Source organism: Paenibacillus sp. 2TAB26 (assembly GCF_052115145.1).
Classification (GTDB): domain Bacteria; phylum Bacillota; class Bacilli; order Paenibacillales; family Paenibacillaceae; genus Pristimantibacillus.
In genome coordinates this window covers 71,576-86,976 of the sequence record NZ_JBFRGC010000013.1, presented here as the reverse complement: position 1 = coordinate 86,976, position 15,401 = coordinate 71,576, and the positions used below count along the sequence as shown (strand labels likewise).

At 44.9% G+C, this 15,401-nt stretch carries 15 protein-coding genes; 12 read left to right on the top strand and 3 right to left on the bottom strand.

Annotated elements, in window-relative coordinates; genetic code table 11:
• Window positions 1-174: 174 nt before the first annotated feature.
• Complete coding sequence (locus AB4Z50_RS16575; RefSeq protein WP_441880730.1) at window positions 175-750, bottom strand: hypothetical protein; 576 nt, start codon at window positions 748-750, stop codon at window positions 175-177.
• Between the two features lie 490 nt (window positions 751-1,240).
• Between AB4Z50_RS16575 and AB4Z50_RS16570 the strand changes: the two genes are divergently transcribed.
• From AB4Z50_RS16570 to AB4Z50_RS16555, 4 genes are all read left to right on the top strand, one after another.
• The gene (locus AB4Z50_RS16570; RefSeq protein WP_441880729.1) at window positions 1,241-1,813 is read left to right on the top strand and encodes a GNAT family N-acetyltransferase; all 573 of its coding nucleotides are present in this window, start codon (window positions 1,241-1,243) and stop codon (window positions 1,811-1,813) included.
• Window positions 1,814-2,068: 255 nt separating this feature from the next.
• Window positions 2,069-3,001: a manganese-dependent inorganic pyrophosphatase gene (locus AB4Z50_RS16565; RefSeq protein ID WP_430063283.1), complete on the top strand. Its 933-nt coding sequence runs from the start codon at window positions 2,069-2,071 to the stop codon at window positions 2,999-3,001.
• 109 nt (window positions 3,002-3,110) lie between these two features.
• Window positions 3,111-3,407: a DUF6509 family protein gene (locus tag AB4Z50_RS16560; RefSeq protein ID WP_339204976.1), complete on the top strand. Its 297-nt coding sequence runs from the start codon at window positions 3,111-3,113 to the stop codon at window positions 3,405-3,407.
• A 131-nt stretch (window positions 3,408-3,538) separates the two neighbouring features.
• Complete coding sequence (locus AB4Z50_RS16555) at window positions 3,539-4,507, top strand: phosphotransferase family protein (protein ID WP_441880728.1); 969 nt, start codon at window positions 3,539-3,541, stop codon at window positions 4,505-4,507.
• On the opposite strand, the gene AB4Z50_RS16550 is transcribed toward AB4Z50_RS16555, so the two are convergent.
• Complete coding sequence (locus AB4Z50_RS16550) at window positions 4,500-4,811, bottom strand: hypothetical protein (protein ID WP_441880727.1); 312 nt, start codon at window positions 4,809-4,811, stop codon at window positions 4,500-4,502. The genes AB4Z50_RS16555 and AB4Z50_RS16550 overlap by 8 nt on opposite strands.
• 170 nt (window positions 4,812-4,981) lie before the next feature.
• Between AB4Z50_RS16550 and AB4Z50_RS16545 the strand changes: the two genes are divergently transcribed.
• The 3 genes from AB4Z50_RS16545 to pruA are packed head-to-tail and all read left to right on the top strand — an operon-like array spanning window position 4,982 to window position 8,709.
• Window positions 4,982-6,193: an ornithine--oxo-acid transaminase gene (locus tag AB4Z50_RS16545; RefSeq protein WP_441880726.1), complete on the top strand. Its 1,212-nt coding sequence runs from the start codon at window positions 4,982-4,984 to the stop codon at window positions 6,191-6,193.
• A gap of 5 nt (window positions 6,194-6,198) precedes the next feature.
• Window positions 6,199-7,101 carry an arginase gene (rocF, locus tag AB4Z50_RS16540; RefSeq protein ID WP_441880725.1) on the top strand — a complete coding sequence of 301 codons (903 nt, stop codon included), beginning with the start codon at window positions 6,199-6,201 and terminating at the stop codon, window positions 7,099-7,101.
• Between the two features lie 60 nt (window positions 7,102-7,161).
• The gene (gene pruA / locus AB4Z50_RS16535; protein ID WP_441880724.1) at window positions 7,162-8,709 is read left to right on the top strand and encodes an L-glutamate gamma-semialdehyde dehydrogenase; all 1,548 of its coding nucleotides are present in this window, start codon (window positions 7,162-7,164) and stop codon (window positions 8,707-8,709) included.
• 3 nt (window positions 8,710-8,712) lie between these two features.
• Here the strand turns inward: pruA and AB4Z50_RS16530 are convergent, their stop codons facing one another.
• A complete protein-coding gene (locus tag AB4Z50_RS16530; protein ID WP_441880723.1) occupies window positions 8,713-10,065 on the bottom strand; it encodes an aminotransferase-like domain-containing protein in 1,353 nt (450 codons plus the stop codon).
• Window positions 10,066-10,185: 120 nt separating this feature from the next.
• Between AB4Z50_RS16530 and AB4Z50_RS16525 the strand changes: the two genes are divergently transcribed.
• The 5 genes from AB4Z50_RS16525 to AB4Z50_RS16505 all read left to right on the top strand — a co-directional run bounded on the left by AB4Z50_RS16525 (window position 10,186) and on the right by AB4Z50_RS16505 (window position 15,312).
• A complete protein-coding gene (locus tag AB4Z50_RS16525) occupies window positions 10,186-11,151 on the top strand; it encodes a DMT family transporter (RefSeq protein ID WP_441880722.1) in 966 nt (321 codons plus the stop codon).
• Between the two features lie 141 nt (window positions 11,152-11,292).
• Entirely contained in the window at window positions 11,293-12,777 is a 1,485-nt protein-coding gene (locus tag AB4Z50_RS16520; protein ID WP_441880720.1) for an amidase family protein, read from the top strand.
• Between the two features lie 176 nt (window positions 12,778-12,953).
• Entirely contained in the window at window positions 12,954-13,784 is an 831-nt protein-coding gene (locus AB4Z50_RS16515; RefSeq protein WP_441880718.1) for a sugar nucleotide-binding protein, read from the top strand.
• A 167-nt stretch (window positions 13,785-13,951) separates the two neighbouring features.
• Complete coding sequence (locus AB4Z50_RS16510) at window positions 13,952-14,395, top strand: hypothetical protein (RefSeq protein WP_441880716.1); 444 nt, start codon at window positions 13,952-13,954, stop codon at window positions 14,393-14,395.
• A gap of 290 nt (window positions 14,396-14,685) precedes the next feature.
• Window positions 14,686-15,312, top strand: coding sequence for a hypothetical protein (locus tag AB4Z50_RS16505; RefSeq protein WP_441880714.1), 627 nt, complete (start codon window positions 14,686-14,688; stop codon window positions 15,310-15,312).
• Window positions 15,313-15,401 lie beyond the last annotated feature (89 nt).

The window sequence follows — 15,401 nt, the reverse complement described above, 5'->3', positions numbered from 1 at the left end:
TTGCATGTGTTAAAAAAATACTTTTTCTTGGTGAATTGCACACATACGAAAAACCGCCAGCGAAGCGCTGGTGGTTGAAGGTATTCGAGGAGGTATGGAGCAATGCAGCAACACAGCAGCATAATCTCCATTGCCTCTCTTTTGCAGTTGTATAGGATGATATAAATAAATTTATTATCCTGCCAGAGCCTCAGGCAGCTCGCGCTCATAGTGTTTATGCAAAACATAACGCTGCAGTCCCCGGCTGCTTAACAGCGCTTTTTTTGCATAAGAAGCTGCTTCTAGCTGGTTTCCTGTTTTTTCTTCAATTTCGGAAAGTAATGCATTTTTCATCCATGGCTTGGAAACTCTAGCAGCGCTTGATCGAGCAAGCTCTATGTTTCCTTCTTCCAAATGAACAAAGGCTGCATAATAATGTTGGTAATCCATTGGCCGTATATGTACGATTTGGTTTTTTACCGAGGAAACATCTTTCCGATATGCACCATGAAAGGCCATATACAATGCTTGTCTGTGGCGCTGTTTATACTTGAGAAGCAATTGAGGCATCAGACGTTCAACTTCTTCATCTTGTCTGTTCGAAGATGCATATAAAATATAAAAGGCAGGGTTTTTACGCTGGGCAATTAAAAATTTCTCCAATCGATCCAAATCTGTTTCAAGAAGCGGCGTATAAAGAGGTAATACAAAGAATAAAAAGACAATAATAAAGCTGGAAATGATGGAGTAATTGATGCTTAAACCCAACATGCTTAAGGAAATATTGACGATAAAAACGAAAAGAAATGCAAATAGCGTACGGACTGGCGAGTTAATATTGAAACACATCCTTTTCTCAATAACTGCTCGATATAACTAAAGATGTTGAATGGAATAGAGAAAAATTTCCCATTTCAGAGTATTATAATACAGAACGTAATAAGGACACTAGTCTATTAATCGTTTCTATTGATCGTTTTTAAATCTCATGAGCTGTAAAATCTGTGTATTTTATTGTCTTTGAGTTTGAATTTTGCTACAATTTCTATCAGGTTATATTTGGAAGGGGAATCAACACTATGCCAGTTACTTTGTAATAGTTTAATCCACAATTCTATTTTTACTATTACAAGGAAACAAAGCAAAGTGTGTTATACATCACATCATGCGGCGAATCCTTGTGATTTGCTGCTTTTTTTGTGATTTATGATGCTTCTCAATATTCTGCTTTGTATTCCTTCTATACATTAGGAGGATATCGATGAGTCATTCACAAAATACAAGTAATAGCATTTTAACTATAGCGTGCAAAGATATTATTTTGAGAGAGTATCAGGTCGAGGATTTAGATGCTCTGCATAATCTCACTTGGCAGCCTCATTTTCATGAATTTTTGCTGGATTGGAATGTTTCTAAGGAACAAAGGGCAGACTGGTTCAATCATTATGAAATACCAGAAAATCTACTTTTTTTAGAAGCGGTATCCAAAGATGGTGATATAGGAGAGCTGCGGCTGCGACTGAGTATAATATCCAGAGATACTGGCGAATTTATCGGTGTTTGCGGGACAGGAATATTGGATAAAATATCGCCGCCCAACAGAGAGATTTTTTATGGGATTTCAAATGATCATAGAAATAAGGGTTACACGACTCAAGCTGCAAACGGATTGATTCAGTATTTGTTCGAAAATACGAATGTCGAGGAGCTCGTGGCTATCGCTCAGATACGCAACGTACCATCGAATAAAGTGATCCTAAAATGCGGTTTTGAATTTCAAAACAATATCGTTATTGAAAATAGGGAATACAGTTATTACAAGCTTAAAAAGTGATAGTTGAAAAACGGAAAATGAGAGGGCTGCCAGCAAGCAGTCCTTTCGTTTTGTTAAAATTCATCGAACACCAACAGCATTTTATCGTTCAGCCAATACATCATTCACAAATTTTATGATTTAATTCAGTGTAAAGGTATAGGAATAAAGAGCACTTAAAGCTATAATGGTTTTTAGTATAGCATTTACAAAAGGACATGGGCCGTTAATGACTGTTTGGTCCAGCCGAAAAATAACTTTTAAGGAGTACTCGAAATGACTAAAACGCTTATTTTCGGGCACAAAAACCCGGATACCGACACGATTACATCAGCGATCGCATACGCTGAGCTAAAAACAAAGCTAGGTGCTGACGTTGAGGCGATTCGCCTTGGGGACGTTAATGGCGAAACACAATACGCTCTTGATTATTTCGGCATCCCAGCTCCTCGTTTGATCGAGAATGTTGCTGACGAGACTGACACTGTTATTTTGGTCGATCATAACGAGCGTCAACAATCCGCAAACGATATCGACAGTGTACGTGTACTTGAAGTAATCGATCACCACCGTATTGCTAATTTCGAGACAAGCCACCCTGTATATTTCCGCGCTGAGCCTGTAGGCTGCACAGCGACGATTTTGAATAAATTGTACAAAGAGAACGGCGTTGAAATCCGCAAAGAAATTGCTGGCCTTATGCTGTCTGCTATCATTTCTGATTCCTTGCTGTTCAAATCGCCAACTTGCACGGAGCAAGATGTAGCAGCCGCTCGCGAGCTTGCTGAAATCGCTGGCGTTAATGCAGAAAGCTACGGTCTGGACATGCTTAAAGCAGGCGCGGATCTTAGCGACAAAACGATTGCACAGCTGATTTCCCTAGATGCGAAAGAATTCGCAATGGGCAGCTACAAAGTAGAAATCGCGCAAGTAAACGCGGTTGATACAAACGATGTTATTTCTCGTCAAGCTGAGCTGGAAGCAGCACTTAACGATATTATTGCAACAAAAGGTCTTGATCTGTTTGTGCTTGTTGTAACGGACATTTTGAACAATGATTCCGTAGCGCTTGCACTTGGCGCTCAAGCTCATGCGGTTGAGAAAGCTTACAACGTAACGTTGGTAGACAATAAAGCGGTACTCAAAGGCGTTGTTTCCCGCAAATCGCAAATCGTACCTGTTCTTACAGAAACGCTAAGCAGCCTGTAAGAAACAGCGAGGCAGCAGCCGTTTGCCAAAAAAATAGCAGTCTGAAGCTTGGATTTCAAGTTTCAGGCTGCTTTTGTTTTGCTATACTAGAGAAGAAGGAGCGGATGACATGTTTACTGTAACAGAATATAGCGCTGAATTAATGAAGGACCCGTTTGGCATTTTATCAGGAAAGAGGTATGAGTTCATTCTTGATCTGGATGTAGCGGATGATGATGAGCTTTATCATGACGAGGGCGTGACGCTCCGTGTCATTTATGTGATCGAAGAGGATACAGCCCGAATCGCAAAGTATGAATTTCTAACCACTTCCTCCAATAAGTACATTGATTTTGAGCTGGAAGAGGATGAAGAGAAGATGGTACTGGCGTTTTGTCAGGAGCATTTTGACAAGTCGGAGGAATAAACAGCCTTTTAGCAGTTGAATTATAATACATAATTCACTATACCATCTGTGCCAATAGAGCTAATTATTAGCTCTATTGCGCATAGCCTGCCGCAGTAGTTGCGAAATCCATGTATAGGGGATGAGAAACGATGGATAGCGGAATAAAGAGGAAACTGTCAGAAAGTGAAATGACAGCGATTACATCGAAAGCTTTTGGACAAGCTGCCATTGCTGTTAAAGAACTTACGGATGGATGGGCGAACGCAGCCTATCAAGTCATGCTGGAAGACGGGCGATTAATTATCGTGAAAGCGGCGCCGCTAGCGTCTGCGAAACTGATGAGCTATGAGCAAGGTTTGATGAAAGCAGAGGTTGAGGTGCTACGATTGGTGAAGCAAATGGGCGTGATTCCAGTACCGGCTGTTTATGTCCATGATGCTTCGGAATCGATCGTAAACTGCGAGTATTTCATTATGGAGATGCTGGATGGCGAACCCTATAACAAAGTGAAGGATCGCCTGACCGATGAGCAGCGTAATCAGATCGATTATCAGCTAGGTATCTATAACCGTCAATTAAATGAAATTCACGGAGAACGATTTGGCTTGTATGCGGCTAACAACGAGGCGAATCGCACATGGAGAGAGGCTTTTCACAGCCTGTTGCTTGGCGTGCTTGCAGATGGCGAAAGTGAAGGCGTACGGCTGACTGCGGAATACGATACGATTCGAAGCGAGGTTGCGCGTAGGCTTGGCGTGCTGGATGAAGTAACAGAACCGAGGCTCATTCACTGGGATTTATGGGACGGCAATGTTTTTATAAAAGACGGAGCGATTACAGGCATTATTGATTTTGAGCGTGCACTTTGGGGCGATCCACTAATAGAGCATTATTTTAGTCACTTCTGTAACACGGCTGCGTTCCTTGAAGGTTATGGAATAACGCAGCTGACTACGGCAGAACGCGGGCGCAGAGCACTCTATGATCTTTATTTGGATCTTATTCTTTGTATAGAGTGCTCATTCCGGCAGTATGAGGATGTTAATCATCTGAGATGGACACGCGATAATATGGAGCAGGGCTGGCAACGTTTTTTAACGATGTCATTGATTAGCTGACATTGGCATAGATTAAAAAACCGAAAAGAGGCAGCACCCAAATGAGCGGTACCATTGCGATGGTAACCGCTATTTTCATTTTATTGAACCGATAGAGCACCCAGCTTGCAATAATGGACAAAATAAGAGCTACCGGATAAAGCCAAATCACAATAAATAAAAGCACAGGCCAGAATAGATTTTCTGAACCTGGCGAGTCGAACATCATAACAGACATTAACGCGACAAAAAGCCAAACGAGCGTAAACAATCCGAACAAGATTTGACTAATCAGCATTGTAAGAAAAACCTTTTTGTTTTTCATCACTCAACCCCCCTTTCCCCCAAATATTATTAAAGCAAGCCTCGCGGATTTGTACAAGTGAAATTGTTACTTTCTGCCTATCCTCGGTTCCCTTTGTTATTTGTCACCCCTTAACCGCATAAAATTCAAAAACAGCTATTTTTTGCGGTGCATGCAGAGAGGAGCAGGTGATGAACAGGGCAAATAAGGATATTGAGCTGGCAGAGCAATTTGGCGCCCATAATTATCATCCCCTGCCGATTGTGATTAGCAGCGCAGAGGGCGTATGGGTGCAGGATTCAGAAGGCGCGCGCTACATGGATATGTTGAGCGCTTATTCGGCATTGAATCAAGGGCATCGACATCCTCGGATCATTAGAGCGTTAAAGGAGCAGGCGGATAAGGTCACGATTACATCACGAGCTTTTCATAATGAGGCACTTGGTGCGTTTTGCGAGAAGCTGGCGGCCTATACCGGCAAGGAACGAATTCTTCCTATGAATACAGGGGCAGAGGCAGTTGAGACGGCGATCAAAGCTGTACGACGCTGGGCTTACAGCGTCAAGCAAATACCGAATGATCAAGCTGAAATCATCGCTTTTGAGGGCAATTTCCATGGCAGAACGCTGACACTGACGTCTTTCTCCTCAACGGAGGAATATAAGCAAGGTTACGGTCCCTTTACACCTGGATTTCGTGTTGTTCCATATGGCGACCTAGAGGCAGTGAAGGCGGTGATGCAGCCGAATACCGCTGCGATATTGATTGAGCCGATTCAAGGCGAGGCGGGCATTCGGATTCCTCCGGATGGATTTCTTGCTGCTGTTGCTCAGCTATGTGCAGAACAGCAGGTGCTGCTTGTGGCAGATGAGATTCAAACCGGCTTCGGGCGTACAGGACGAAAATTCGCATGCGATTGGGAAAATGTCATTCCTGATATTTATATTATGGGGAAAGCGCTGGGTGGAGGGGTCATGCCTGTATCGGCTATCGCCGCGAACGGGAGCATTATGGATGTATTCGAGCCGGGCTCTCATGGTTCAACCTTTGGAGGAAATCCGCTTAGCTGCGCTGTTGCGATTGCAGCGCTTGAAGTAACCGAAGAGGAAGGGCTGGCGGAACGCTCACAGCTGTTGGGGCAATATTTGATGAGCAAGCTTGCTACATTGCGCCATCCGGACATTGCTGAAATTAGAGGACGCGGATTGTTCATCGCCATTGTGCTTTCGACGCCTGCAAGGCCTTATTGCGAGAAGCTGATGGAGCTGGGACTGCTTTGCAAGGAAACGCATGAGCATGTCATTCGTTTGGCACCGCCGCTCATCATCACGGAAGAGGAGCTCGACTTTGCCTTCGAACAAATTCAAACGGTCTTCGCGAATAGCATACAGGCAGGAGCGTGACGGCGATGAGCATTCAACAGGTGGCAATCGTTGCTGTTCCTTTTGGGAAAGGGGCAGGGAATCCCGGTGCGGAGCTTGGTCCAGCGCATATATTGCAGGCGGCAGAGCTTAGCCGCAAGCTGGCGGAGCTTCACATCCCGCATCGGTTAGCGGGCGAGATTGGCTTAGTTACTCCAATACCGCCGCTTCAATCCGCAAATGCCAAACATTTGTCTGAGGTGCACGAAGTGACCAGCCGATTGTCTGAGCGCGTATCGGAGATCGTTGCGGCAAGGGAATTCCCGTTAGTGCTAGGCGGAGATCATAGCATTTCCATTGGGACGATTGCTGGCTTAGCCGAGCATTATAAAAATCTTGGAGTCATTTGGTTTGATGCGCATTCGGATTTGAATTCGGAGGATACAAGTCCCTCGGGCAATATACATGGGATGTCGCTTGGCATCAGCCTTGGCAGAGGCATTCCTTTGTTAACGAATTTAAGAGGATTTTCGCCCAAAATAAAGCCAGAGCATGTCGCGATTGTCGGAGCCAGATCGCTTGATTCCGGCGAGAAGGCCTATATCCGATCTTTAGGCATCGCTTGTTATACCATGCATGATATTGATCGCCTTGGTATTGCTCGCGTGATGGAGAAGGTGATACAGCAGCTTAAGCAAACGACTGATGGCGTCCACGTCAGCTTTGACATTGATAGCCTTGATCCGGTTGAGGCACCGGGTACGGGCACGCCTGTCAGGGGCGGACTCAGCTACCGTGAAGCGCATCTTGCACTTGAGCTTCTTTATCAATCGGATCTGGTCACATCAGCCGAAGTCGTGGAAGTTAATCCAAGCCTCGACCATAATGACCAGACGGCTAAGCTTGCGGTGGAGCTAATTGGCTCGCTGCTGGGTGAACAGATTTTGTGAAGCAAGGGAAAGAGCCTCAAGCGACTAGCAAAGATTCGAATGAGCAGGAGGAACTGAGCTATGCGGGAGCCATATCAGAACGAACCATTTACCGATTTTTCGGTAATCGACCATATTAATGATTTTCAGGAGGCGCTGCGCAAAGTTGAACTGGAGCTGGGCCAAGAGTATTTTCTAAGGATTGGTGCTGACCGCATCGAGACGATTCAAAAGCGAAAATCAATCAATCCCTCTGATGTTGGGCAGCTTGTAGGAATCGTCTCACAGGCGGATTCTGAGCTGGCGCATAAAGCCATACTTGCTGCCGCAGAGACTTTCGAGCATTGGAAGAAAGTGACGCCTTCTGCCAGGGCGAGAGTATTGTATAAAGCAGCGACGTTACTGCGAAGGCGTAAGCACGAGTTTTCTGCATGGCTCGTTTATGAAGCGGGCAAAAGCTGGGCGGAGGCCGACGGAGATACAGCCGAAGCCATCGATTTTTTGGAGTATTACGGGCGGGAGATGGAACGGCTTGCAGAGCGTCAGCCTATTGTTGCTGTAGCAGGCGAGGATAATGAGCTAGTCTATATCCCGCTTGGCGTTGGCGTTATTATTCCGCCATGGAATTTTCCGCTTGCGATTATGGCGGGCATGACCATGGCGGCGGTTGTTGCCGGCAATACGGTAGTATTAAAGCCGGCCAGCGCGACGGCTGTTATCGCGGCGAAATTTGTTGAGCTGCTGGAGGAGGCAGGGCTGCCTGACGGTGTTGTGAATTTCTTGCCCGGCGCGGGAAATGAGGTGGGTGATTTTTTGGTGGAGCATCCATTAACCCGCTTTATATGCTTTACGGGGTCAAGGGAGGTAGGCCTGCGTATTAACGAGAAAGCCTCTATCGGCCAGTCGGATCAGAAATGGTTGAAGCGCATCGTTTCAGAGATGGGCGGCAAGGATACGATTATTGTTGATGCGGAGGCCGATCTTGAGCTGGCGGCCGATGCGATTACAGCATCCGCTTTCGGTTATGCTGGACAGAAATGCTCGGCCTGCTCGCGTGCTGTTGTGCATGAACTCGTCTATGACGAGGTTATTGATAAGGTTGTTGAACGAACAAAACGGCTAAAGCTTGGGAAAGCAAGCGAGCAGTCTACTTACGTTGGACCGGTCATTGACGAGCGAGCCTACATGAGTATTTTAAAATATATCGAGGTTGGGCGCAGCGAAGGAATCATCGTACATGGCGGCAAAATTGGAGATAGCAGCGGTTATTTCATTGAACCAACAATCATTAAGGATGTCGCTCCGCTTGCCCGCATCGCGCAAGAGGAAATATTCGGGCCGGTACTCGCGTTTATTAAAGCGGGCAGCTTTGACGAAGCGCTTGCTATCGCGAACAACACCGATTATGGGCTGACGGGTGCCGTCATCTCGCGGAACCGCAGCAGATTGGAGCAGGCCCGCGAGCAGTTTCATGTCGGCAATCTTTATTTTAACCGCAAGTGTACAGGTGCCTTAGTTGGGGTCCATCCTTTTGGCGGATTTAATATGTCAGGTACGGATTCGAAGGCCGGCGGGCGTGATTATTTGCTGCTCTTCACGCAGGCGAAGGTTGTATCAGAAAAATTCTAATCGTTACAGGCGAGCGGATTGGGCTATTAGGCTGCCGATCCGTTCAATGCCGCTCTCAATGTTCCTCTCAATCACATTGGTCACATTAAGCTTTAATAGATTTGCCCTCTGAAAAGTAGACAAGTAGTCACGATCCATGGCATCAACCAGTATGTCCTCCTTGCGTAATTTGCTGATTAGGAGCGGGACAGAAATGGTTTCATGAAGCAAAATATGAGTATGAACGATCGGGTAATTGGATCGCTCATAGGTGAAGGCACCTTTGCTGCGTGAAGCTTCCTTCGCAAGCGCCGTATCGAGAAGCTTAGCCCTTTCCGAGTATTTCCCGCGGATTTTGGCGCGATGACGCTCGAACATGCCGCTGCGCAAATAGATTTCAAGAGCGGCTTGCGACAGCATGGAGCTGTCGATGTCGTCTTGTTTTTTGTATAGGCGAAACGCTTCTGCAAGTAAATCAGGGATGACCGCAATACCGATCCTCAGGCCGGGAAATATAATTTTGGAATAGCTCTTTAAATAGATGACATGAGAGGAGTCGTCATAAGTGTAGATCGGATCGGCTTTGCTGTTCTGCTCGAAATCAGCTAGAAAGTCGTCTTCAACGATATATACATCGTATTTGGCGGCCAGCTTAGCGAGCAGCTGCTTCTCTTTCTTCGAATAGGAGCAGCCAAGCGGGTTGTGAAACCGCGGCATCGTATAAAAAAACTTAATGTCCTCTGTGCGAAAGATCTCCTCCAGCCTGTTGAAATCAATGCCGGAGAAACGACGCTCGATGCCAATTACGGGTACATTCCGTGTTTGTAAATACTCTATAAACAGATGATAACCTGGCTGCTCAATCAGCACCTTCTGCTTGCCGCTCGGAAATGGCATAGATGCAAGCAGAGACAGCGCCTGTTGAACCCCGGAGACAACAAAGATATTGCGCTCTGGCGCAAACACCTGATAGCTCATCAATTGCTTGCGAACGATATCAATCAAGGAATCCATTCCTTTGGCGGTGCCATAAACAAATAAGTCCTTCTGGTAAGTGTCGATTGCTTTATTAATGCAATGCTGAAAATCCAAATAAGGAAACAATGCCGGATCGGGCGCCGATGCTGCAAAGTTGAGCAGGCGGGCTGCTTCATCTTGAGCGGCGTTCATTCCTTTTACAACAAAATAGCCGCTTCTTGGCATCGCATAAATGAGATGGCGTTTCTCCAGCTCATCCAAAGCTTTAATAATTGTGCTCTTGCTGCAATTGAACTGCTCTGCCAGCGCTCGAATGGAAGGGAGCTTCTGCCCATCCTTATAGGGCTGCTTTGCAATGAGCTCCTCCAGCTCATTCATGAGCTTTAAATAAAAGTACATTTTAACAGTGCCTCCTGCCATCTGTACCGATACAGATGGCTTTTTTGTATATTGTAGCATGTGCAGCTTTGGAGATACGATACCTATATAAAGCGAACAGTTACTAGGAGGTATACCATGATGACAACACACAATAATTCGAAGTCGAAACGGCTTGCGTATACAGCGATTATTGTTTATTCCACTATTGTAGGGCTTTCTTTTCTTTTCGGAAAATTAGCCTTGACGGTTACAAGTCCGCTGGACAGTCTCGCCCACCGTTTCACCATATCTTTTATTGCGGCAACAATACCAGTCGCATTCGGCTGGATCAAGCTGCAGCTTAAAGCGCGGGATATGCTAAGCATTCTTCCGCTAGCTGTCTTTTATCCGTCGATGTTTTTTGCTTTCCAAGCCTATGGATTACAGTTTACATCCTCCGCAGAAGCAGGTATTATTCATGCCACAGTGCCTATCTTCACGATGATTGCCGCAGCGTATTTCTTGAAGGAGCGGACGACTAAGGTACAGAAGCTTTCGACCCTGCTCTCTGTTGTTGGGGTTATATTCATCTTTGTCATGAAGGGGACGTCAATCGATATTTCTAATGTAAAAGGCACCTTGCTCATACTTTTGTCAGCTCTTTCCTTGGCAGGCTATAGCGTACTAGCAAGGCGACTCTCTGGTCGCATGAAGGTAATGACGATGACGTATATGATGACGGCTATTGGCTTCCTTGTATTTAACTTTATCGCAATAAGCCAACATGTCGCCAAAGGAACGATTGCTCATTATTTTGAACCATTTGCCAGTCCAGTGTTCCTCCTATCGATATTATATTTGGGTGTGCTCTCTTCGCTCGTATCCAGCTTGCTCAGCAATTACGCCTTATCCAAGCTTGAAGCGTCTAAAGTGAGCGTATTTAATCATCTGGCAACGTTGGTCTCTGTTATCGGTGGATTTGTGTTTCTCGGCGAGAAGCTGGCATACTACCATTTCATTGGCGCTGCAGTTATCGTTGTTGGTGTGCTGGGCACGAACATGGGGGCATTCGGTAAAAGAAAGGGAACATCTCCGATAAGTGTTTCTCAAAAGGTGGAACGATAACAGAAGGCAGCGATTCCATCTGAGTCGTACAGCTGCTGCCGGAAAGCTTAGTTATACTCATTCTCTACGCTGACAGCTGCTCTAATAATGGATATGATTAGGTTTGTAGGTTATTAGAAGCGGCGTTAAGGGGATGATCAAGTGATCGAGAATAAGGATACATGGATTGTGGAAGCGGATATTACAAGCATGCAATCAGCAATGGAAAAAGGATGGATAAGCTCAGAAGAGCTGGTCCAGTTATATATGGAGCGAATCAGCAAATATGATGGCGTTCTTCGATCTATTTTGGAAATGAACCCTGATGCCATTGAAATTGCCAAAGCGTTAGATAAAGAGCGACAAGAAAAAGGGAGTCGTGGCAGCCTGCACGGTATTCCGATTTTGCTCAAGGATAACATCGATACACACGACAATATGCACACAAGCGCGGGATCAGTAGCTTTAGCGAATTCATATGCTGCGGAAGATTCCTTTGTTGCTTCGCAATTACGTGCCGCAGGAGCGGTTCTGCTAGGCAAAGCGAACATGACAGAATGGGCTAATTTCATGTCAGGCACAATGTGGGCGGGATACAGCTCAAGAGGAGGCCTTGTGCTTAACCCGTATGGTCCGGGAGAGCTGTTCATTGGCGGTTCAAGCTCGGGATCAGGCGCTTCGGTTGCCGCCAATTTGGCAGCTGCTGCAATTGGCACGGAAACTTCGGGATCCATCATTAGCCCTGCAAGCCAAACGAGCCTAGTAGGAATTAAACCAACGATTGGGTTAGTAAGCCGAGCTGGCATTATACCGATTACAAACAGTCAGGATACAGCAGGTCCGATGACTAGAACGGTAACGGATGCGGCTATTCTTCTTGGAACATTGGCAGGCGCCGATGAGCGAGATGCGGTTACGGTAAATGGGGCAAAGCAAGCTCATTCCGACTATACGCCATTCCTTGATGCTGGTTATTTAAAGCAAGCAAGGATCGGAATCCCGCGCTTTTATTATAAAGATTTGGACGAAGACAGGCTTGCGATCATGGAGTCGACTATTGCGGTTTTGAAACAGGCTGGCGCGACGATTATCGATCCCGTTGAGCTGCCGTGTGAGAAGGTTGATTGGGATTGGCATGTGCTGCGATATGAATTCAAAAAATATATCAATGACTACCTCGGAAAGCTGGATGAATCGGTTCCGGTTCATTCCTTGAAGGAGTTAATTGCTTATAACGAAGAGCATGCAGACATTGCTTTAAAATATGGGCAGGATACGCTGCTATCGGCGGAGGAAACGAGCGGAACGTTGACCGAACAGGAATATGTCGATAGTATTTTGAGAAATAAAGAGCTGGCAGGCAAGCATGGAATTGACTTCGCATTAGAGGAGCATCAACTGGATGCTTTGTTGTTCCTAGGCAATGATGATGGCGATGATCTTGCAGCAAAAGCGGGTTATCCGGTCATTACCGTGCCTGGCGGTTATGCGGAGAAGGGAATCATTGCCGAAGGCGGCTATACGACCAAGGGACCGCAAGGGGTCACCTTTATCGGTACAGCATTCAGTGAGCCTACCTTAATTAAACTAGCGTATGGCTTTGAGCAGGCGACCAAGCATCGTGTATCTCCGTCAGCTTTTAATTGAATAGCTTGAAATAAGCAGGCGTAAACACCGGATATAATCCGCTGGTTTGCGTCTGTTTTTTTGGGAAGAAATAAGGAATAGAAACATGTATGGCTTGTTATGTTTAAGAGACTGCGTATCTTTTTTTAGATATGGATCGTTTTCTAATAAAGGTGTTTTGGAGGAGTGTATTTATAATGCAAAAGGTACTTATTTTAGGTGCAAGCGGTCTTGTAGGAAGAGCATTGGTCAATGAACTGCAGCATGGTTTTGACCTGTATGGCACTTATTCTTCATCATTTACGAGGCTGCCTACGGATAAGCAGTACAAATTAGATGTTGAGCAAATGGCTGAAATGAAGGAAATCATCCATTCGATTAAACCCGATATTGTTATTTCTTGCTTAAGAGGAGAGTTTGATCAACAGCTGTTGTTCCATAAAGAATTGGCTATGGAATTAGCTAAGCATAATAGCCGACTGTATTTCTTTTCTACGACGAACGTATTTGATGGAGACTTTTCAAAGGCTCATTTTGAAACAGATCTACCTATTTCCGGCACCGATTACGGGAAATTCAAAATCGAATGTGAAAACATGCTTACAGAAATTTTGAATGAACGAGCGATCATTGTCAGAATACCGGCGATATGGGGGAAAGATTCTCCGAGATGGAACACGGTTAAAGATAGTATCGAAAATAATAAAGAGATAGAGGTTTACAGCAATCTCGTGTTTAACAATCTTCTGGATGTTTTGCTCGCTAAACAGCTGCGCTTCATTATTGAAAAAGAGCTAAAAGGAATTTTTCATTTAGACGCAGTGGATACGCTGACTCAAGGACAATTTTATGAACAAATTTTAAAGCAATTAGGAAGTGAAAAGAGTATATTGCGAGAACGATTATATGAGGATGATGCTGCTACATATTATTTTCAGTTGCGTTCGAATCGCGATGACTTTGCCAGCGCTCCGCGAAGCACTAATGCTGAGATGATATCATATTTAGTGAGCAATTATTTGGATTAAGAGCAGCAATAGTTTAAAAAGGATGGGGCGGCCGGCGGGCGGCTCTTTTTTTTATTAAACAGCCCTGCGACAACAGGCTGATCCCGATAAGCATAGGGCGTCATCTATCATAAAGAGGGCAGGAACAATCCTGCCCTCTTCATTTCTATTGCTTGATTTGGGGGAGCGTGGCAGAACTTTATGCCAAGGGCCAGCGGCTAGCAACTGGAGAGGAAGCATTCGAGGTGAAGCCTACCGGAGAGGAAGGCATCGAGATGATAAAAGCATTACTCGGAATGGGCGGGCTGATTACGAACGTAAATATGCCGAATCGCGGACAGATCGAAGGTTTGCCGGCGGGAGCCGTCGTAGAGACGAACGCTGTATTCGGTTATAATCACGTAAGCCCGATTCTTGCTGGCAGGCTTATTCCTGAGGTGGAGCAGCTGGTGCTGCCGCATGTAATGAATCAGGAAATGACACTTCAAGCTGCCTTAAACAAAGACAAAGCCTTGGCGTTTCAGGCTTTCATGAACGATCCGCTTGTTAGTCTGCCTAATCAAGCTGGAGCAGCATTGTTTGAGAAAATGCTTCAGAACACGAAGTCGATGCTGCCTGGCTGGGACCTGTAGCAAAAAACGACAGGGAAAAAGCAATTCCCTTTTGAGAGGGAATTGCTTTTTTTGTTCGTGCTGTCGCTGTAAGTCCAAGACCTCCGATGGCGGTCTTTTCTTATGTTTGTTTTTCAATCTAGAATGAAGTGTGTCTAACTGAAAGATTAATTCAATAAGGATGAAAAACCAATATATGTTAAGATATTTATGCGATATCATTTGGGAGTAACGATTTACCTTACAAAGTATTTAGAAGCTGATTTACTTCGTAAAAGGTAAAGTTATGTGGACTGCTAAGGAGGGCAGATATGACTATAAAAGCGAGATACATTTTGCTTGCTGTATTAATAATTAGTGTGGCCATTTTAATTTTACTGCTGTCATCAAGACAAGAGAAATTTATTCACAAAACAGCAGTTAACGAAAAGATAGTTCAAACTAGAAGTTTTAGCGTGAGTTCTGATTCTACAGATTTGAATACATCAGCAAAAGGAACATTATTTATCAAGGGAGACAAAGGAATTCCGGAACATATTCAGATTGTTGCTTCGATTTCAATCGACCCTAAAGACTGGGGTGGTGTTGCTTTCAATATTCCTGATAAATGGTATATTTCAAACATTACAAGCAGTTATCCTGAAAAAGAAACAAAATCCATACCTACGGACTATATAACGACATTGACTACCGCGGATACAGAAAATAAATGGAGAGCAATAATTGAAGTTGGAAGAGGACGAGACGCCTATAAATCAACGGGAGGCGGTACAGGAACGGTTGTGATTGACTTAGTTTCTGATAAAAAGGCAATACAAGAGTCAGATAAGTTCAGTATTTCGGTTGCGGTGGGCTCAGATGAAAAAGATGGTGTAAAGATTGTAGGACCTGATTATGTTGAAATACCTATATCGTTAACGGATATGTCAGATGATTAAAATTAGATAATAGACCATTRCACTTCATGTGAAACTTAAAGTGCCGCGTCATATGCGGCTTTTTCTATTTGAGAGGGATCTCGTTATAA